General features: G+C 64.2%; 17 protein-coding genes. 8 read left to right on the forward strand and 9 right to left on the reverse strand.

The genetic code is table 11. From position 1 onward, the window contains the following. Positions 1–2: 2 nt before the first annotated feature. From ACSQ3L_RS12590 to ACSQ3L_RS12600, 3 genes are read left to right on the forward strand one after another with little or no spacing between them, the layout of a single operon-like run. Entirely contained in the window at positions 3–1,988 is a 1,986-nt protein-coding gene (locus ACSQ3L_RS12590; protein WP_436160240.1) for a hydantoinase B/oxoprolinase family protein, read from the forward strand. Then, complete coding sequence (locus ACSQ3L_RS12595; RefSeq protein ID WP_436160241.1) at positions 1,985–2,287, forward strand: (2Fe-2S)-binding protein; 303 nt, start codon at positions 1,985–1,987, stop codon at positions 2,285–2,287. The genes ACSQ3L_RS12590 and ACSQ3L_RS12595 overlap by 4 nt, the downstream gene beginning before the upstream one ends. Next, complete coding sequence (locus ACSQ3L_RS12600) at positions 2,284–3,651, forward strand: FAD-dependent oxidoreductase (protein ID WP_436160242.1); 1,368 nt, start codon at positions 2,284–2,286, stop codon at positions 3,649–3,651. Before ACSQ3L_RS12595 ends, ACSQ3L_RS12600 begins: the two co-directional genes overlap by 4 nt. 38 nt (positions 3,652–3,689) lie before the next feature. Here ACSQ3L_RS12600 and ACSQ3L_RS12605 read toward each other — a convergent pair whose 3' ends face one another. Next, positions 3,690–5,015: an NAD(P)/FAD-dependent oxidoreductase gene (locus ACSQ3L_RS12605; RefSeq protein ID WP_436160243.1), complete on the reverse strand. Its 1,326-nt coding sequence runs from the start codon at positions 5,013–5,015 to the stop codon at positions 3,690–3,692. 223 nt (positions 5,016–5,238) lie between these two features. Between ACSQ3L_RS12605 and ACSQ3L_RS12610 the strand changes: the two genes are divergently transcribed. Beyond that, entirely contained in the window at positions 5,239–5,715 is a 477-nt protein-coding gene (locus ACSQ3L_RS12610; protein ID WP_027167818.1) for an Lrp/AsnC family transcriptional regulator, read from the forward strand. A gap of 38 nt (positions 5,716–5,753) precedes the next feature. Here the strand turns inward: ACSQ3L_RS12610 and ACSQ3L_RS12615 are convergent, their stop codons facing one another. Further along, entirely contained in the window at positions 5,754–6,695 is a 942-nt protein-coding gene (locus ACSQ3L_RS12615) for a LysR substrate-binding domain-containing protein (protein ID WP_436160244.1), read from the reverse strand. A 92-nt stretch (positions 6,696–6,787) separates the two neighbouring features. On the opposite strand from ACSQ3L_RS12615, the gene ACSQ3L_RS12620 reads away from it, so the two are divergent. Both ACSQ3L_RS12620 and ACSQ3L_RS12625 read left to right on the forward strand, forming a co-directional pair. Further along, positions 6,788–8,842, forward strand: a complete 2,055-nt coding sequence (locus ACSQ3L_RS12620; protein ID WP_436160245.1) for an FAD-dependent oxidoreductase — start codon at positions 6,788–6,790, stop codon at positions 8,840–8,842. A gap of 9 nt (positions 8,843–8,851) precedes the next feature. Then, entirely contained in the window at positions 8,852–9,328 is a 477-nt protein-coding gene (locus tag ACSQ3L_RS12625; protein WP_436160246.1) for an Lrp/AsnC family transcriptional regulator, read from the forward strand. Positions 9,329–9,352: 24 nt separating this feature from the next. Here ACSQ3L_RS12625 and ACSQ3L_RS12630 read toward each other — a convergent pair whose 3' ends face one another. From ACSQ3L_RS12630 to ACSQ3L_RS12660, 7 genes are all read right to left on the reverse strand, one after another. Beyond that, the gene (locus tag ACSQ3L_RS12630; protein ID WP_436160247.1) at positions 9,353–11,008 is read right to left on the reverse strand and encodes an ABC transporter ATP-binding protein; all 1,656 of its coding nucleotides are present in this window, start codon (positions 11,006–11,008) and stop codon (positions 9,353–9,355) included. Next, on the reverse strand, positions 11,005–11,850 hold the full coding sequence (locus ACSQ3L_RS12635) for an ABC transporter permease (RefSeq protein WP_436163419.1): 846 nt from the start codon (positions 11,848–11,850) through the stop codon (positions 11,005–11,007). Before ACSQ3L_RS12635 ends, ACSQ3L_RS12630 begins: the two co-directional genes overlap by 4 nt. A 2-nt stretch (positions 11,851–11,852) precedes the next feature. Further along, positions 11,853–12,803, reverse strand: coding sequence for an ABC transporter permease (locus ACSQ3L_RS12640; RefSeq protein ID WP_436160248.1), 951 nt, complete (start codon positions 12,801–12,803; stop codon positions 11,853–11,855). 87 nt (positions 12,804–12,890) lie between these two features. Continuing rightward, positions 12,891–14,501 carry an ABC transporter substrate-binding protein gene (locus tag ACSQ3L_RS12645; protein WP_436160249.1) on the reverse strand — a complete coding sequence of 537 codons (1,611 nt, stop codon included), beginning with the start codon at positions 14,499–14,501 and terminating at the stop codon, positions 12,891–12,893. Between the two features lie 64 nt (positions 14,502–14,565). Continuing rightward, positions 14,566–15,288 carry an HAD-IA family hydrolase gene (locus ACSQ3L_RS12650; protein WP_436160250.1) on the reverse strand — a complete coding sequence of 241 codons (723 nt, stop codon included), beginning with the start codon at positions 15,286–15,288 and terminating at the stop codon, positions 14,566–14,568. Positions 15,289–15,525: 237 nt separating this feature from the next. Next, positions 15,526–16,899 carry an aspartate aminotransferase family protein gene (locus tag ACSQ3L_RS12655; protein WP_436160251.1) on the reverse strand — a complete coding sequence of 458 codons (1,374 nt, stop codon included), beginning with the start codon at positions 16,897–16,899 and terminating at the stop codon, positions 15,526–15,528. A gap of 10 nt (positions 16,900–16,909) precedes the next feature. After that, positions 16,910–17,749 (reverse strand): GNAT family N-acetyltransferase, encoded by an 840-nt coding sequence (locus ACSQ3L_RS12660; protein WP_436160252.1) that lies wholly within the window; start codon positions 17,747–17,749, stop codon positions 16,910–16,912. A gap of 319 nt (positions 17,750–18,068) precedes the next feature. Here ACSQ3L_RS12660 and ACSQ3L_RS12665 point away from each other — a divergent pair, with 319 nt between their 5' ends. Then, positions 18,069–18,737 (forward strand): haloacid dehalogenase type II, encoded by a 669-nt coding sequence (locus ACSQ3L_RS12665; protein WP_436160253.1) that lies wholly within the window; start codon positions 18,069–18,071, stop codon positions 18,735–18,737. A 16-nt stretch (positions 18,738–18,753) separates the two neighbouring features. Further along, the gene (locus tag ACSQ3L_RS12670) at positions 18,754–20,028 is read left to right on the forward strand and encodes an NAD(P)/FAD-dependent oxidoreductase (RefSeq protein WP_436160254.1); all 1,275 of its coding nucleotides are present in this window, start codon (positions 18,754–18,756) and stop codon (positions 20,026–20,028) included. Positions 20,029–20,055 lie beyond the last annotated feature (27 nt).

A 20,055-nucleotide genomic window follows, 5' to 3' on the forward strand; every position in this document is an offset into this window, starting at 1 on the left:
CCATGTTTGACCGCACAAACCTGCAGGTTCTGGCCAACCATGCCCGCGCGGCCGCCGAGAACATGGCCCATACGCTGCACCGCACCGCGCACTCCGCCTTCGTCAAGGAGACGCAGGACTTTACCGTGATGCTGATGGACCGTTCAGGCGCGACCTTCGCCGTGCCGATGGAACTCGGCGCCACCTGGTATCCGGGGCTTTCGTATCACCGCGCGATCGCGATGGTCGACGACTACAGGCCAGGAGATGTTGCGTTCACCAACGATCCCTATTCCGGTCACGTCGCCACCCACGCACCCGACACGCATCTGTGGAAGCCGGTCTTCGTCGATGGCGAGATCGTCGCTTGGACGGGAGGGCACATCCACAACACCGATATGGGCGGCGCGGTGCCGGCCTCGCTCAGCCGGGCGCTGACCGAAATCCATCAGGAAGGCATCCGCTTTCCGCCGATGAAGCTGGTACGGGAAGGGGTCTTCGACGAGATGATCCTGCGGATCATGAGCACCAATGTGCGCAAGCCCGACCTCAACATCGGCGATATCAAGGCACTGGTCGGCGCGCTCAACACCGGCGAGCGCAAGATCCAGGCAATGGTGCGGAAGTTCGGCAAGGCCGGCTTCGTCGACGGCGTTGCGGCTCTTCTCGACCATGCGGAGGCGCAGGCACGCGACGTTCTGCGCGCCATGCCCGACGGCACGTGGGAATTCTGCGACTATGCTGACGAGGATTCCGTCGAAGCCAATCCGTGCCGGCTGAAGCTGAGGCTGACGATCAGGGGCGACGAGGCGGTGCTCGACTTCACTGGCTCAGATCCGCAGCTCGGCTCCTCGCTCAACGTGCCTTCGGGTGGCGATCCGCGCCACACCATGCTTTTGGTGGGTGTCTACTACGTGCTCTACACGCTCAACCCGAAGATCCTGCTCAACACGGGCCTAACCCGGCCGTTCACCTGCATCACACCTCAAGGCTCGGTGCTGAACCCGGTACACCCTGCCGCCGTCGGCATGCGCTCGCTCACCTGCGCCCGGCTGCGGTCGGTTATCTTCGGCGCCTTCTCGCAAGCGGTGCCGGAGCGCCTGCCCGCGGCTCCGGCCGGCAACAATTGTATCGTCAACGTCATGACCACGGACGAACGGACCAGCCGGACCGTCATCGCGGCGGTAAATCCCGTCGTGGGCGGCGGCGGCGCGATGCCGCATCGTGACGGAACCAACGGCTCGGGCGCGGATGCCGCCTATCTGAAGAACACGCCGATCGAGATCACCGAGACCGAGACCCCGGTCGAATTCGTGAGATACGGGCTCGCCAGGGACAGTGGCGGCGCGGGCCGCTGGCGTGGCGGGCTGGCGACCGAGATGGCCTTCCGCGTCTTTGCTCCCGACTCCAGGATCACGGCGCGCAACCGCGACCGCAGCTTCTTCCGTCCCTGGGGTGTGCTGGGCGGCAAGGCCGCCGGCCTGTCGGACATGGTCGTCAATCCAGGGACAGAGCACGAGCGGCGGCTGGGCAACATCGATACGGCGGTCCTGCAGCCCGGCGACGTGCTTGAGATCCGCTCCGCCGGAGGCGGCGGGCGCGGCGATCCGTATGAACGCGAGCCTTGGCGGGTCGCGCAGGATGTGCGGCGCGGCTATCTCTCGCCGATAGCTGCCGAACGCGACTATGGCGTCGTCATCCGCGACGGCGCGGTCGACGAGCAGGCGACGGAGCAGCTACGCGCAAGCAAGGAGCCATCGGCCGGCCATTTCCATTTCGGTTCGGAGCGCGAAGGTTACGAAGCGCAGTGGACGCCGGCGGCATACGACCGGCTCCACGCTGTCCTGGATGCCTTGCCGATCCACTGGCGCTTCTTCGCCAAGACTGAAATCTTCCGTCGCATGAAGGGGCGCTCCGGGGCGGAGGGTGTCCAGGCGGCTTTCGATGCCGTTTGCGAACGTTTCCCCGAACTGCCGCGTCCTCGCCCCGTGCGAGAGGCCGCGGAATGATCAAAGCCGGCCGCATCGTCCGGCTGGCCGAGCACGACCGGGCGGGAGTACATTTCTTTCTCGACGGGCAGACCCGTAGCGCGCTCGTGGGTGACACCGTGCTAACCGCGATGCTGGCGTCAGGACTCGCCTTGCGAATGTCCGAGTTCGGACCAGAGCCGCGCGCTGGCTTCTGTCTGATGGGAGCCTGCCAGGATTGCTGGGTGTGGCAGGAGGAGGGACCGCGTCTGCGCGCGTGCACAACCCTGATCACCGAAGGCATACGGTTGCGCACCACGCCGCCGGAGAGCTGGCCGTGAGCGAGACCATATCACCGCGGGTCGTGATCGTCGGTGCCGGTCCTGCCGGCATAAGGGCGGCGGCGGCGCTGGTCGATGCGGGGCTCCATCCGGTCGTGATCGACGAAGGACAGCGCGCGGGCGGCCAGATCTATCGTCGCCCGCCTGACGAGTTCGTCCGCACGCCCGAGCAGCTCTACGGGTCGGAGGCGGCGAAGGCGCGCGCGCTGCATGCGCTCTTCGACCGGTTGGCGGCAGACGGGCGATTCACCCATCGCGCCGGCAGCTCGGTTATTGCCGTGCAGGAGGGTCAGCTGCACGTGCTGGGGGAGGGCGGCCTGCAGCTGGTCAGCTACGACCGCCTGATCCTTGCCACCGGCGCATCCGACCGTGTCGCTCCGGTCCCGGGCTGGCAGTGTGCCGGCGTCTACAGCCTTGGCGCGGCGCAGATCGCGCTCAAGGCGCAGGGCGTGGCGCTAGGGCAGCGCATCGTCCTGATCGGATCGGGGCCTTTGCTGACGCTGGTCGGCGTCCAGCTTGTCAAGGCTGGAGCGGATGTAGCAGCGGTGCTCGACACCTCTCCCTGGCATCAGCAGATGCGGGGGCTCTGGGACCTTGCCGCCCGGCCGTTGGTCCCGCTGCGCGGTCTGGCCCTGCGGGCGAAGCTCGGCAGTCGCTATCATGCAGGCGTGAGCCTCGAAAGGATCGAGGCCGACGGGCAAGGCGTCACGGCGATGTGTTGGCGCGACGCCGGTGGAAGGCAGCACCACACTCCATGCGACACGATAGGCATGGGCTGGCACTTGCGGGCCGAGACGCATCTGGCAGACCTGGCGGGATGTGCCTTCGCCTATGATGAGCAGTGGCGGCAATGGTTGCCGAAGACCGACGAGATGGGGCGGGCTGGCAACGGGGTCTATCTTGCGGGCGATGGGGTTCGTCTTCTGGGAGCGGACGGCGCGGAGATCGCGGGGCGTCTGGCTGCGGCGGCGTGCCTTGCCGATCTTGGATTTCCAGTGCCCTCCACCGCGGCCGATCTGCGCAAGCTTGCGCGGCTCGAACGCTTTGCGCGCGGCCTGGCTTGCGCTTTTCCCTGGCCTGCCGAGATCGTGCGGGCGCTCCCCGACGAAGCCATCGTCTGCCGCTGCGAGAACGTGACGGCCGGAGCCGTGCGCCAGGGCGCGGATTTTGGCGGCGGCGAGGCCAACAGGCTGAAAGCGCTGTCACGCGTCGGCATGGGGCGATGCCAGGGGCGCTATTGCCAGTTGGCCGCCGTCGAACTCGCAGCAGCGCAAGCCGGTTGCGCGCCCGACGCCATCGGCCGATTTCGCGGGCAGGCGCCTGTCCGGCCGGCGCCTGTCGGCGCCTTTCTCCGGGACGGCTGATGCAATTCCAGAGACCGCGCAGGGATGAGGATCCCGTCCTAGAAATCAGCGACCTTCCCCCAGGCCGAAGCGTCGAAGCGACGTGGATCATAGGATTTCGCATCGACGATCGGTTGCGACCCGGCCACCAGATCGGCGACGAGGTGACCGGCGCCGGGTCCGATACCGAAGCCGTGTCCCGAAAACCCGGCGGCCAGGAAGAAACCGGGAATGGTATCAATCCCGCCGATGGCGGGCACGCCGTCCGGCGTGCTGTCGATGTAGCCGGCCCAGGCCGCGCTGATCCTGGTCTTTCGAAGGTCGGGCAGAAGTTCGAGTGCCCGGGCATGGGTCAGGCGGATGGTCGCCTGATCCGGCGCCGGATCGAGGATGCGCATCCGCTCCATCGGCGTCGGCTGGTCGAGCCGCCAGTGCCGCAGCGTTTCGTGGCCCGAGCGCATGCCCTGCAGGCCGCCGGGCGCGAGGCTTCGCCAGCGCTTCAGAAACATGGGCAGGAACTGCGAGGAGAAGCGCAGCTGCTGCGGCGTCACGTCCACGCGGCCGCGTCCGCTTATGGCGAGCGTGTAGCCACCGTCGCCACGGCGCGTGGCCGAAATCCTTGCCGTGTGCAGTGCATCCGGCAGACCCTCCGCGCCTGGCGAAACGGACAGAATGGAGGAGCGGATCGACGCCTGCGGAAAACGGAAACCGAACTGCCGGCAAAAGGAGGATGCCCAGCCGCCGCCGGCCAGCACCGCCAACTTGGTCCGGATCGTACCGCTTTCGGTGACCACGCCGCTCAGGCGTCCGCCTTCTGTCTCCACGCCGCGCGCTGCGCAATTCTGGTGCACGGTACCGCCGAGCTTGAGGATGGCGCGGGCGACCGAGGGTGCGGCCCGCGACGGATCGGCGGTGCCGTCGGTCGGCGAGAAGACGCCGCCCTTCCAGGTCCGGCCGGTGGCGCGGCCCCGCTCGCTGGCCTCGGCGCTGTCAAGCATATGCGTGGTGACGCCGGCCGTTTTGGCGAAGTCACGCCAGCGTGCCCAGCCGGCCAGTTCCGCCTCGTCATCGCTGAGATAGAGCAGGCCGCAGCGGCGAAAGCCGGTGTCTTCGCCGGTTTCTGCCGCAAAACTGTCCCACAGGTCGAGGCTTCGGGTTGCCATCGGCAGCTCGCGGGCGTCGCGATTCTGCTGGCGGCACCATCCCCAGTTCCTCGACGACTGCTCGGCGCCGATGCGTCCCTTTTCGACAAGCGCGACCTGCATGCCGCGCCTGGCTAGATAATAGGCCGCGAAGACACCCACGATGCCGCCGCCGATCACCACCGCGTCCGCGGATCCCGGCAGTTCGCCAGATGTCTCGATTTGCTGCAGTGGTGCGCGCATGGTCTCTCTGCCTTGAAGCGCCAATCTACCGTGTTGCGCAGGCAGCCGCTGCCGCAGTTGAGGCCGAAGCAGAATTTTATTCCGGCAGCTCGGTCGAAATCGGGAGCCGCTGCGTTTCAAAGCGCTGTCCGCTTGGATGGACAGGCCAACGGGCTGTGGTAGTGTCAATGTCTATGAGCAAGGCAGCATTTTGTGCTGTGGCGCGCGTTCTGCGGAGACGACCGTGAAACTGGATCGGATCGATATCAAGATTCTGTACGAGCTGCAGAAGAACGGCCGCATCACCAATGTGGAGCTGGCTGATCTGGTGCATCTATCGCCAAGCCCGTGCCTGATGCGGGTCAAGAAATTGCAGTCGGAGGGCTACATCGAAGGCTATTCCGCACAGGTGAATATCGGCAAGCTCGGCCAGACGCTGACCGTGTTCACCGAAATCACCTTGAAGAACCATCGCCAGGTCGACTTCGCCCGCTTTCTCGCCGTCGTGGAGAAGATCGACCAGGTCATCGAATGCCACCTCGTGTCGGGCGGCTACGACTATTTGATGAAATTCGTGACCGCCGGCATAGCCGAGTACCAGACGATCATGGAGCGGCTGACCGACATGGATATCGGCATCGACAAGTATTTCAGCTTCGTCGTGCTGAAGTCACCCATCGTCAAGGCGCACATGCCGCTGCCCAGCCTTTTTCCGAGGTAGTCTGCGGCGACCGCGCCGCGCCTGTCGCCTGCAGCCCGTTACAAGGTGTCCGGCCGCAAGATCGGGTGCAGTGCTTTCAATTCGGCTTCCATCTCGGCGATCATCCAGGCGCGGATATCAGAGACGACAGGCCGTACCGGCCGTGAGCGCGGTGCAATCAGCTGATGGATCCGGCCCGTGTTGATCTGCCTGTCAGAGGCCGGAACAAGCGTCCCCTGAAGCAACGCCCTTGAAACGTTGCTGAGCCAGCCGAGTGCTACGCCTTCCCCGTTCATCGCGGCTTGAAGCACGACGGCGTAGTCCGAGAATTCGAGCCATTTTGCCCTGCTGGTCTTGCGCTCGGCCACCTTGCCCCAGGCATCCAGCCACTGCTCCTTGGCGTCGGTCAGGTGAAGCAGGACATGACCCTCGCCAGTTCCGGCATGTATCAACCGGCCGTGGGCCGACAAATAGGATGGGCTGCACACCGGAACGATGATTTCCGGCGAGAATGCCCAGTGGTGATAGTGGGTGTCGTCATCGGCCAGGATTCTCGTGGCAAGGTCGACATTCTCAGCGGGGCCCCGCAGAACGCCCGCGATCAGTTCGAACCTCAGGTCGACGTCAGGAAACCTCGTGTTGAAAGAACCTAACCTCGGGACGAACCAATAGGTTGCCAGAGAACTCGAAAGGGAAAGGGTAACCACCGGCTTTGCAGCACCGTTCCGCTTGATTGTCCGTATCACCTCCTCGATGCCGTCAAATCCCTCCCGCACGGCCGAGTAAAGGGCACGCCCTTCTACAGTCGGGGTCAACCCGGTTGGCCCCCGCGTGAAAAGAGCGACGCCAAAATCGGCCTCGAGCTGGGCGATGCTGCGGCTGATCGATGGTTGCGTGACGTTGAATTCACGCGCAGCGGCGGTGAAACTGCCCGACCGGACAGCAGCTTCGAAAACCAGCAGTCCGCGCGCGGAAGGAACGAGTTTTGCGAAACCAGCCATACGCCCAGCGTATAGCCACCCCAACAATTTTCAAGCTTTCTCCAGCCCACAAATGACGAACTATAAGCTTCGTGAATGGGGTGGAGCAGGACGTGAAGATAGCGGCATCTCAAGCAGGCGGCACATCCAGCGATCCTCTGCTTCGGCCGTTTCGGCTCAAGGGTCTGACGCTGCGCAACCGTGTCGTCAGCACCAGTCATGCTTCGATGCTGGACGATGGCGGCCTGCCGCTCGAGCGCTACCAGCGCTACCATGAGGAGAAAGCGCGCGGCGGCCTGGCTATGACCATGGCGGGCGGCTCGGCCATGACGTCGCCCGACTCCAGTTGGGGCGGCGGTCAGTTGGACCTTTCGACCGATCACATCGTCCCTCATCTCCAGTCGCTGTCGCAGCGAATTCATCGCCTTGGCGCCGCCGTCATGTGCCAGGTCTCACACCTTGGCCGGCGTGCCACCGCCTATGCCGGGAACTGGCTGCCGCCGGTGGCGCCGTCACGCGTTCGCGAGACGCGAAACCGGAATTTCCCGAAGGAGATGGACGCCGCGGACATCGACAGGATCATCAAGGATTATGCGAGTGCCGCAAGGCGCTGCGTGGACGGCGGTCTGGATGGCGTCGAGACGGTCACGGGCGGCCATCTGATCGGGCAATTCCTCTCGCGCAGAACCAACAGACGCACGGACGGCTTCGGCGGTTCGCTGGAAAACCGTGCGCGCTTCGGCCTGATGGTTCACGAGGCGATACGCCGCGCGGTGGGCGACGATTTTGCTGTCGGCATCCGGTTGGTGATCGACGAGGCCGTCGAGGACGGGTCGGATTTCGAGGAATGCCTTGCTTTTGCCAGGCTGTTCGAGCGGGAAGGTCATATCGACTTCTTCAACTGTATTTTTGGCCGCATGGACACCGATCTGTCGCTGGCAGAGCAGAACATGCCCGGCATGTTTGGCGCTAGCGCGCCGTTTCTGCCGCTGGTCGGGCAGTTCAAACGGGAAACCAGACTTCCCGTGATTCACGCCGCGGCCATCAGGGATGTCGCGACGGCCCGCCATGCGATCCGCGAAAACCTTGTCGATCTGGTCGGCATGACGCGAGCGCATATTGCCGACCCGCACATCGTCAACAAGGTGATGCGGGGAGAGGAAGAACGCATTCGCCCCTGCGTCGGCGCGTCCTACTGCCTGTACAAGAAGGTGCAGTGCATTCACAACCCGGCCAGCGGCCATGAAACGATCGTCAATCACCTCATTGATCGGGCCGAAACGCCGAAACGGGTGGTCGTGGTCGGCGGTGGTCCGGGTGGGATGGAGGCGGCAAGAGTCGCCGCCGAGCGCGGACACCGAGTGAGCCTGCTTGAAGCCGGGGCACGGCTTGGCGGACAGGTGCTTGTCGCTGCCTCCGCATTCGACCGCAAGGACCTCATCGGCATAGTCGACTGGCGTACCGGCGAACTCGCTCGCCTGGGCGTGGACGTCCGTCTCAACACCTATGCTGACGCGGAAGTCGTCCTTGCCGACAAACCGGACGCGGTCATCATCGCAACCGGTGGCATTCCGGACATGGAATGGCTGAAGGGCGCCGAACATTGCGACAGCGTCTGGGACGTCCTGACCGGGGTCGTGCCGGCAAAGGACGATGTGCTCATCTATGATGAGACCGGACGCCAGGCCGCAATTTCCTGCGCCCTGCATCTTGCCCGCCCGGGGCGCGTGATCAGCTTGGCCATAGCGGACGACACCCTGGCGATCGAGACGCCCTATCCGGACAGGGTGAGTTTTCGCAAACGCGCCTCGGAACGCGGCATCCGGGTCGTCAGCGATGTGCGCCTGGTCAAGGCAGCGCGCCAGGGCAACGGCATCGCCGCCACGTTCCGGCATGAGCTCACCGGTGCGGAAACGGAAATGACGGCGGCCCAACTCATTGTCGAGCGCGGCACGGTGCCGATGGAAGATACCTACCAGGAATTGCGTGCGCGCTCCGCCAACAACGGCGTCACCGACATAGCGCTTATGACGGGAACGGAAACGAAGGGGGACAATCGTCCCCAAGCTCCCGGATCGTTCGTCCTGCATCGCATTGGAGACGCCGTTGCCAGCAGGGACATCTACTCGTCGATCTATGAGGCCTACCGGCTCTGCTCGCAATTGTAGGCAGGGCCCATGAAACTCGATCGGATTGACATCAAGATTCTGTACGAGCTGCAGAAGAACGGCCGCATCACCAATGTGGAGCTGGCGGAATTGGTCAATCTCTCCCCCAGCCCGTGCCTGATGCGGGTAAAGAAGCTGCAGGCCGAAGGCTATATCGTGCGCTATTCGGCGCAGATCGACATCGCAAAGCTGGGCCGGACGCTCACCGTCTTCACGGAAATCACGCTAAAGAACCATCGCCAGATCGACTTCGCGCGTTTCCTCGCCGCCATCGACAAGGTTGATGCGGCCGTCGAATGCCACCGCGTTTCCGCCCGTTACGATTATCTCTTGAAATTCGTCACGGGTGGGATTGCCGAATATCAGGCGATCGTGGAGCGGCTGACCGACATGGATATCGGCATCGACAAGTGTTTCAGCTTCGTGGTGCTGAAGTCTCCCATCGTCAAGGCGCACATGCCGCTGCCCAGCCTGTTTCCGAGGTAGCTGCCCAGCCTGTTTCCCTTGTAGTCAGCGGTGGCCGTACTGGCTGACGAGCTCGGGGTCTCGGACGAGGCCATCGAGCCACGTCGGATCGAGCTTTGGCACGGAGGAGAACAGAAGCTTGGAATAGGGGTGGGTGGGCGCCTTCAGCTTGTCGGGCGTGATCTGCTCCACCCGCTCGCCATTGTACATGACCATGATCTCGTCGCAGATCGCTTCGACGACGGAGAGGTCGTGGCTGATGAAAATGTAGGAAAGGCCCAGCTCGCGCTGCAGCTCCTTGAGCAGTTCGATCACGGCGGCCGCCACCACCGTGTCGAGCGCCGAGGTGATTTCGTCGCAGATGATGAGCTTGGGTCCGGCCGCCAGGGCGCGCGCGAAGTTCACGCGCTGCTTCTGGCCGCCCGAGAGCTCCGACGGGCGACGGTAGCGCAGCGTCCTGGGCAGGCGAACCATGTCGAGCAGTTCGCCGACGCGCTTCGAGCGCGCCTGCCTGTCGAGCCGGTGATAGAAAGCCAGCGGCCGGGAAATGATGTCCTCCACGGGCTTGGCCGGATTGAGCGCGGTATCGGCATACTGGAACACGATCTGCATCTCGCGCAGCTGGTCCTGGCTGCGTTTCCCTGCGGCGCGCTCCAGTTGCTTGCCGTCGAATATGATGTCGCCGGCCGCCGCCGGATGGATGCCGGCGATGACGCGCGCCAGCGTTGATTTTCCGCAGCCGGATTCGCCGATGACACCGAGGTTGCGCCCCTTCTCGACGACCAGGCTGACGGTATCGACGGCGCGGATAAGCGGCAGTCCGTCAGCCCGCACCGCGCCATAGCCGGCCGTCACATTGTCGATGCGCAGCAACGGCTTCGCGCCGGCATCCGCGTCCGCATGCGCTTGCCGCGGCTTCGGCTCGAAGGCAGCCAGCAGTTCGCGCGTATAGGGGTGCTGGGCAGCCGAAAGTATCTGAGCCGTGGTGCCGGTCTCCTGCACTTCGCCGCTCTTCAGCACAACGATGCGGTCGGCGATCTGGGCGACGACGGCGAGGTCGTGTGAGACATAGACCCCCGCTATTCCGCCCGCCCGCATGACCGACTTGAATGCCTTCAGCACGTCGATCTGTGTCGTTACGTCGAGTGCCGTCGTCGGCTCGTCGAAGATCATCAGCTTGGGATCGCCGATCAGCGCCATGGCCGCCGACAGCCGCTGCAATTGCCCGCCCGAAACCTGGTGCGGATAACGCGCGCCGATCCCTTCCGGATCCGGTAGCGACAAGGCCCGGAACAGCTCGACCGCTCGCTTTCGCGCCTGCTCGGGCGGCATCATTCCGTGGATGCGCGTGACCTCGATGACCTGTTCCATGATGGTGGACGACGGGTTGAACGAAGCGGCGGCACTTTGCGGAACATAGGCAATGTCGGTGCCGCGCAATTTGGCGCGCTGCTTTTCGGAAAGTGCCGCCATGTTCTTGCCGTTGACATTGATCTCGCCGCCGGTGATCCGGCAGCCGAGCCGCGCATAGCCCATGAGCGAGAGCGCCACCGTCGTCTTGCCGGAGCCGCTCTCGCCGATCAGGGCAACGATCTCGCCGTCGGCGATGTCGAGACTGACGCCCTTGATGATTTCGACGATACGTCCGGCGTCTGTCGTCGCCTCGATCCTCAGATTCCTGACCTCGACGAGATTGCTCATGCGTCCCTGTCCCTGATCTTCTGCGGCAGGTTGTCGATCAGCAGGTTGACGCTGATGGTGAGGCTGGCGATCGCCAGCGAGGGAACGATGACGGCGGGCGCCGCAAAGGGCAGGCCGCCTATGTTCTCGCGCACCAGCGCGCCCCAGTCGGCGAGCGGCGGCTGCAGGCCGAGCCCGAGGAAGGACAGGCCGGAGAGCAAGAGCACGATGAAGACGAAGCGCAGGCCGAAATCGGCCAGCACCGGGCGGATGATGTTGGGCAGGATTTCGGACCCGATGAGATAGGCGGTGCTCTCGCCGCGGACGCGGGCGACGGTCATGAAGTCCATGGTGTTGATGTTGACGGCGAGCGCCCGCGCGAAGCGGTAGGCGCCCGGTATATAGATGACGGCGAGCGTCAGGATCAGCGCCGGGATCGACGAGCCGACCGCGGCGACGACCACAAGGCCGAACAGCTTGCTGGGGATGGAGTTCATGGCGTCGAGGAAGCGGCTGAGGCAGGTGTCGAGCCAACCGCCGGTGACGGCCGCGATCATCCCCAGCACCACGCCCGAGAAGCAGGCGATGGCGACGGCGGCGAGCGACATGCCGACGGTGTAGCGGGCGCCCATCAGCACCCGCGAGAGCATGTCGCGCCCCAGATAGTCCGATCCGAGCCATAGACCCTGACGCATCGGGCCGAAATAATCGTCGTCGACGATGTCGCCGATCGAATGGGGAATGATGGTGGGCGCGAAGATGGCGATCAGCGTCCACGCCAGGATGACCAGCGCGGCCACGACGCCCACGAGATTGTAACTGTGACCCAGTAAGGACCGTCGGGAAGCTGCCGCGCGCGCCATCGTCACCTGAGCCTCGGGTTGGACATGATGGCGATGATGTCGGCGACGGTGATGAGCAAGAGATAGCCGAGGCAGAAGATCATCGCGCAGCTCTGGATCAGCGGCAGGTCGCGGGTCGCGACCGCATCGACCATCAGCTTGGCGATGCCGGGATAGTTGAAGATCGTTTCCACGATGATGACGCCGCCGACCAGATAGGACAGCGAAAGCGCGACCGCGTTGACGATCGGCCCGAGCGCATTGGGAAGCGCGTGCTTGAGCACCATGCGGCCGCGTGAGGCGCCTTTGAGAAGCGCCATCTCGACATAAGGCGTGGAGAGCGTTTCGATCACCGCGGCACGGGTCATGCGGATCATCTGAGCTGAGATGACGAAGGTGAGCGTGATCACGGGCATTGCATAGATGCGCACGAGGTCGGTCAGCGTATGCGCCTCATTGACCGAGGACAGTGCCGGCAGCCATTTGAGATAAACGGCGAAAAGCAGGACCGCCAGCGTCGCGACCATGAATTCCGGCACGGAGATGACGCCGATCGAAACAATGGTGACGGTGCGGTCGTAGAGGGAACCGCGCAACATGGCAGCGGTGATGCCGAGCGTCAGCGCCAGCGGCACCGAGAGCAGCGTGGTGATGCCGGCGAGCTCCATTGTGTTGACGAAGCGCCCGCCGATCAGCGCCGCGACCGGCATCTCATTGGCATAGGAGGTGCCGAGGTCGCCGTGGAGCAGGCCGAGAAGCCAGCGCAGGAAGCGCAGGATTGCCGGATCGTTGAGATGCATGGCATCGCGCAGGCCGGCGACCGCCTCCGGGGTGGCCGCCTGGCCGAGCAGGATCGTCGCGGTGTCGCCGGGCAGCATGCTGGTGGCGAAAAACACGGCGAACAGGACGATCAGAAGCGTGACGACCGCGATTGCCAGCCGCTTCAGCACGAGGTTTAAAACCCCAGACGTCATGGAAGCGCTCCTGCGGTTGCGTTCGGCCAAGCCATGTTGCGCAATAATGTGCCAGGGACCGGTTGTCCGGTCCCTGGCAGGCGCCTCTCAGGCTTCGAGCCAGAGATATTCCGCCATTGCGTAGCCCATCATGCCACCGAGTGGGTTCGCCTCCAAACCCTTCACTTTGCTGGAGAGGGCATCCACGTTGGAGATGTAGGCCGGGATGATGGTGCCGGCCTCCTCGGAGACCATGGTCTGCATCTGGCCGTAGATTTCCTTGCGCTTGCCCTGGTCGAGCGAGCCGCGCGCCTCGACGAGCAGCTTGTCGAACTTCTCGGACTTGTACTGGCTTTCGTTCCAGGGCGCGTTGGAGGCGTAGAGGAGCGAGAACAGGATGTCCGGCGTCGGGCGCGGGTTGATGTTGCCGAAATGAATCGGCGCCTTGAGCCAGTAATTGTCCCAATAACCATCGGACGGGACGCGCTGGACGTCGAGCTTCATGCCGATATCCGCGCCGGCGGCCTGGATAATCACCGCCATGTCGATCGACGAGGTCGCGGCGTCGGAAGCGATCACCGGAATGGACTGGCCGAGCAGGCCTGCCTTCTTGAAGTGGAACTTCGCCTTGTCTGGGTCGAAAGCCTTTGGCTTGAGGTCGGCGTTGTGGAAGATATTCGCCGGCGAGACGGGCTGGTCGTTGCCGATTTCGCCGAGGCCGCGCAATGCCGATTTGACGATCTGCTCGCGGTTGACGAGATATTTCATGCCGGCCACGAAGTCGGCCTTGCTGCCCGGATCCATGTCGAGCCGGATGTTGAGGTCGGTGTAGTTGCCCGAGGTCGTCTTCGACAATTCGAAGCCCTGCTGGCCGCCGATGAGCTTCATCGCGCGCGGATTGATCGAGGCGGCGAAATTGATGTCACCGGAAAGCAGGGCGTTCACGCGGGCGCTGTCGTCGCTGATGGCGATGAACTCGAAGGAGTCGAGGTAGGGCTTGCCCGACTTCCAGTAATTCTTGTTCTTGGTGACGACCGACCGCACACCCGGTTCGAACGTTTGCAGCACGAAGGCGCCGGTGCCATTGCCCTTGGAGAAGTCGGTCGTGCCGTCCGCCACGATCATGAAGTGATGCAGCGCCAGGATGGTCGGGAGGTCGGCATTCGGGTCGGCCAGCGTGATTTCGACGGTCGACTTGTCGACCGCCTTGAAGCCGGACATCTGCGCGGCGATCTTGGCGACCTTGGAGCCGACCGCCGGATCAAGATGGCGCTTCAGCGAGAAGACGACGTCCTCGGCGGTGAGGTCCTTGCCGTCATGGAAGGTGACGCCCTTGCGCAGCTTCACGGTCCACGTCTTGGCGTCCTTGCTGTCGAAGCTTTCAGCCAGCTCCATCTGCGTGACGCCATCCTTGTCAAGGAAAGTCAGGCGGTTGTAGAGCGAGCAGCAGCGGACATAGTCGGTCGAGAGCGACGCCTTTGCCGGATCGAGCGTGTCGGCGGTCGATGACGACCAGCCGGCGGCCTTAAAACTGCCGCCGGAAACCGGCGTGGCGGCGACGGCTTGGGTGGCACGGCCAAGCACCACGCTGCCCGCGGCAACCGCGGCGCCGCCGGCCAACAGCATCTTGAGAAGTTCGCGGCGGCTAGCGCCCCGCCGAATGGCGGTTTCGACCATGGCATCGTCTGCGCTGGTCCAGTTCGTGATCTTGTCGGTCATATCATTCCCCTTTCTGTTTGTTTCTCCGGGATGCTCGTCTTGCTGCGGCTTTCCGGGCTTGGGCTCAGGTTCGTTCCTTCAGGCTTTCCCGCACGGCCGTCGCCAATGCGGCCATTGAGGTGAAGTGATAGTCCGGCGCGGTGAAGCGCTCGGGCTCGATCGTGCCGCCATAGCCCTTCTGGGCGTGCCGGCGCTCGATCCAGCAATTGGTCAAGCCAAGCGCCCGGGATATACCGATGTCGTGATACTGGCTCTGCGCGACGTGGAGGATGTCGTCCTTGCTGTCGCCCCGGGAGGCCACGAAATCGAAGACCTTCTGGAAGAAGGCCGGGTCCGGTTTCTCCGTGCCGGTATCATCGGCGGTGAAAGTGGCGAAGAAGGGCGAACCGAGCTGCTTTTCGAAATGATCGAGCGCCCAGCGCCGGGCATTGGTCATGGCAATCAGCCTGTGCGACTTCGCAAGCTCGGCCAACGCCGCCGCGCTGTCCGGGAAGCCTTGCCAGACGCTGGCCGAATCCCGCAGGCGGACGCCGTATTTTTCATCAGCCGGCAGGCCGAGTTGCGGCGCGATGACTGTGTAGACACGTACGAGATCGTCGGGAAACAGGCCGGCATCGGGCATGTAGCGGGCCTGCCGGTAGAGGCTCAGCGCTTCCTCGCCATCGATCGGCACACCGGCCTCGGCGGCAATTCCCGCCAGGCAGGTCGTGATGCCGCCTTCGAAGTCGATGAGCGTGCCGACCACATCGAAGGTCAAGTATTTGAATTCGCTAAAGCCCCTGGCCAAGACTGGCTCTCCTCTGCGCGCGGCCGAATTGCATGTGTTGAACAGAACAAAATTCCGTTCTGTCCGGGGCGTCGGCCATTTTCGAAGGCCCGGAAATCCGGGCTTTCTGGCCTTGTCTTATGAGCAGTCTGGCACTTCCCCCGCGCTGGATTCGCCGAAAAGGCGTGAGGGCGCGGCACAAAATTGCGAAATCGTCCGCCCCGGCGATATTTCGAGACACGACATATTTCGCCGCCATCATGCCAGAGCCTGGCGGACATCGGGATCGTCCAGCGTCTGGTCGAGCGTCCGGCGCGTGCGCTCGATGATCGCATCGATGTCGGCGTCGGTGCAGCAAAGCGGAGGAGCATAGCCGAGAACCCCGTTGGCAAAAGCACGGATGATGAGGCCGTTGTCCCACGCCCTGTCGAAGACGCGCCGTGCCGGCATTGCCGACGCCGGAAGCGGCGTCTTCTTCTGTTTGTCGACCACCAGTTCGATGGCGGCAAGCATGCCGCGACCGCGCACATCGCCGACAAGCGGATGGTTCCTCAGGCCCTCCAAGCCCGCCATCAGCCGAGCGCCGGCCTTGATGCCGTTCTCCAGAAGGCCGTCTTCATAGAGCTTCAGCACCTCGAGCGCGACGGCGGCGCTGACGGGGTGGGCGGAATAGGTGTAGCCGTGGCCGACCGCCGAGGTGCCCGCGCCATCGGCGATGACGTTGTAGACATGATCGGCCATGAACACGGCGCCCATGGGAACATAGCCCGAGGTCAGCCCCTTCGCGGTCGTCATGAAATCGGGAACGATGTCCTCCTCCGTGCAGGCGAACAGCGGCCCGGTGCGGCCAAAGCCGGTGATCACCTCGTCGGCGATGAACAGGATGCCATACTCCCGGCAGAGCTCACGCATGGCTTTGATCCAGCCTTTCGGCGGGACGATGACGCCGCCCGAGCCCTGGATCGGCTCGGCATAGAAAGCGGCGACCCGCTCCGCTCCGAGATCCTCGATCTTGGCCCTCAGCGCAGCTAGCGATGCGGCGATGATCGCATTGCCGTCCTCGCCGATCGGGTTGCGATAGGGATAGGGGGAGGGGATCTTGTGCTGCCATTCGAAGGGAATGCCGAAACCGGCGTGAAAGGCGGGCAGGGCGGTCAGGCCCGCGCCGACCACCGACGACCCGTGGTAGCCCTGTTCGATGGAAATGAACTGGTCGCGTTGCGGTTCGCCTTTGGCATTCCAGTAGTAGCGGACGAAACGGATCGTGCTGTCGACCGCGTCCGACCCCCCAAGCGTGAAAAAGACGTGATTGAGGTCGCCCGGCGCGCGCTCGGCCAGTTCGGAGGCGAGCCGGATAGCCGGCTCCGAACCGAGGTCGAAATAGGCAGTAGCGTAAGGGAGCTCGCGCATCTGCCGGGCCGCCGCCTCGACGATGCTGTCGTGGCCGTAGCCGGCATTGACGCACCACAGCCCCGCGAAGCCGTCGACGAGTTGCCGCCCGGACGCTTCGGTCACGGTCGCGCCCTTCGCCGATTTCAAGACGCGCACGCCAATCGCCTCATGGCCGCGATATGATGAGACTGGATGGATGAGATGGGCGCGGTCGAGTTCGATCAGGGAATTGGCGAGCATTGTTATCCTCCTAGCCGAGCGCCTGGTTGGCGAGGGCGTAAACTTTTGGCCTGGCCTGTTCCGCGACCGTCTTGGGCGGACGGTCCATGGCCACGCCGCCGCCAACATGGGCGAGGCCGATTTCCTCGAGCCAGCTGGCGATGCCGGTCCGGCTGCCGGTATCCACGCGCAGGAAGGCGCCGTGACGCGGCGCGGCAAAGAAGCCGATCAGGGCCTTCGCCTCGTTGGCGCTTCCCGCGATGACCGGACCGATCACCTCGCCACGTCCAAACGGGCGGATCGCGGCATAGGCCTCGATGGCGCCGTTGCGGCGGATGACCGCGAACTGGCCGCGCTCCGCCAGCGCATCGATCAGGGCTTCACGGTCGGCGCCATAGGCGTCGCGGTCCAGCGCCTTGATTTCAGGGAGATCGTCGATGCCCGCGGCTTCCACGCCGTCGGGTGCACCAAGTTTGGCAACGCTGCCCTGATGCTGCCGGATCGTTCCGGAGGGCACGAAGCCCAATTTCTCATAGAGAGGCATGCCGTCCGCCGTCGCGACGAGCCGCAGCGGACGGTTTCCGGCCAGGGCGAAGGCCTGATCCATGAGCCGGCGCCCGAGCCCCTTGCCCCGCGCGTTCCTGTCGACGATCACCATGTTGATCATGGCGCAATCCGCGCCGTAGGGCGTGACCAGGATGGTTCCGGTGACGTGGCCCTGACCGTCGAGCGCGACCGCGCCGTTCGAGAGCTGCAGCGCCATCTGCCAGTCCTGCGGCCGATGCGGCCAATTCTCCTGGCGAGAAAGCGCCACGGCGCCCTCGATATGGTGCGGCCCGAAGGCCTGGAGTTCGATGTCGGCCTGCTGCATGAGGCATCCTTCCGTCTGATGCCAAGTTTCGACCATCAGCGCGCCGCAGATCGTCTGAAGGCCCTGGCTTCGACAGTATCTTTCGCCGTAGCGCGACGGGTGCGCCGCATCTTGTGCTGGCACCGTGCGCGGCGGATGTGCTTCACGCCGCGCACACCGCCACAGTCGGCACGCCACATGCTACAGCGTGCCAAACCGGATGGCGGATACGGAACTTTCTGCTTTCGGGAGGGCGATTTCGGTCAGGTGGGTCGCTGCCTGCCGTCCTATGATGAAATACATCCCAGCACGGATGTGCTTCCACCGGAGATCGACGGACATGGCTTCCTTCAGGCCCAAATACATCACCTTCGACTGCTACGGCACGTTGATCCATTTCCAGATGGCGGAAGCGGCCCGCGACCTCTACGGCAGCCGGCTCGACGAGCCGCGCATGCTGGGGTTCATCAGGAACTTCTCAGCCTATCGGCTCGACGAGATCATGGGCGACTGGAAGCCCTATGCCGACGTCGTCCACAACGCGCTCGAGCGCTCCTGCAAGCGCAATGGCGTCGCCTTCAGCGCCGACGATGCCAAAATGGTCTATGAGCGTGTCCCGACATGGGGGCCGCACGCCGACGTTCCGGCCGGCCTGGCGAAGGTCGCCAAGGAAATTCCGCTGGTCATCCTGTCCAATGCCATGAACGCGCAGATCATGTCCAATGTCGAGAAGCTCGGCGCACCGTTCCATGCCGTCTACACGGCCGAGCAGGCGCAGGCGTACAAGCCCCGATTCAAGGCCTTCGAATATATGTTCGACAGGCTGGGCTGCGGCCCGGAAGATATCCTTCACTGCTCGTCGTCATTCCGCTACGACCTGATGTCGGCATACGATCTCGGCATCAAGAACAAGGTCTGGGTCAATCGCGGCCATGAACCGGCCAACCCGTATTACTGCTATGTCGAGATATCAGACATTTCGGGCCTTCCGGGCGTGGTCGGTCTTTGAAACAGGCGGATTGCTGATGAAGTTCGTCTCCTACTGGCACGACACAGCTCCCTTCTTTTGCGGCGGGGCGCAAGGCCCGGTCGAGGGGCACTACGATGCCGCCATCATCGGCGGCGGATTCACCGGTCTCGCCGCGGCGCGCCAACTGGCGAAGGCCGGCGCGAAGGTGGCCGTGCTGGAGGCGGAGCGGGTGGGCTGGGGCGCATCCGGCCGCAATGGCGGGCACCTCAACAACGGCCTCGCCCACAGCTACCTCTCCGCCAAGGCGGAGCTCGGCAAGGACCGCGCAGTCGCGCTCTACCGGGCGCTGGACGATTCCGTCGATACCATCGAGGCGCTGATCGCCGACGAAGGCATCGACTGCAGTTTCCGCCGCGCCGGCAAGCTGAAGCTCGCCTCCAAGCCGCAGCATTTTGCATCAATCGCCCGCAATTTCGAAGCCCTTCACGCCGAAGTGGACCCCGATACCGCGCTGCTGTCGGCGGCGGATCTCAAGTCCGAGATCGGTTCACCCTTCCACGGCGCGATGCTGTCGAAGAAGAGCGCCATGATGCATATGGGCCGCTATGTGGCTGGCCTGGCGACTTCAGCCGCCCGCCACGGCGCCGTGATCCACGAGAACGCGGCGGTGACGGACCGCAAGCAGGCCGGCAGCAGGCATGAGCTGACGACCTCGCGTGGCCGGATCAGCGCCGACAATGTGCTGGTGGCGACAGGCGCCTACACCACGCCTGACTTCGGCTATTTCCGCCGCAGGATCATCTCCGTCGGCAGCTTCATCATCGCCACCCGGCCGTTGAGCGAAGCCGAGATCGCCGCGGTCATGCCCGGCAACCGGACATGCGTGACCTCGATGAACATCGGCAACTACTTCCGGCTCTCGCCTGACAACCGGCTGATCTTCGGTGGCCGCGCACGCTTCTCCGCGACATCCGACCAGCGCTCCGACGCCAGGAGCGGACAGATCTTGCGGGCAGGCCTCGCGGCGATCTTTCCGCAACTCGCCAAGGTCGAGATCGATTATTGCTGGGGCGGGCTGGTCGACATGACCAAGGACCGCTTTCCGCGGGCCGGTTACCATGACGGTGTCTGGTTCGCGATGGGCTATTCCGGCCACGGTGCGCAGCTTTCCACCCATCTCGGCATGATCCTGGCCGACGCCATGCTCGGCCGCGAGGACCGCAATCCGATGAAGGGCCTCGAATGGCCTGCCATTCCCGGCTATTCCGGCAAGCCCTGGTTCCTGCCGATGGTCGGCCTCTACTACAAGGCGCTCGACCGGATTCAGTGATCGCCGGTCCGGCCCGGCTGGGGCTTC

Source organism: Mesorhizobium sp. LjRoot246, assembly GCF_964254115.1.
GTDB lineage: Bacteria > Pseudomonadota > Alphaproteobacteria > Rhizobiales > Rhizobiaceae > Mesorhizobium.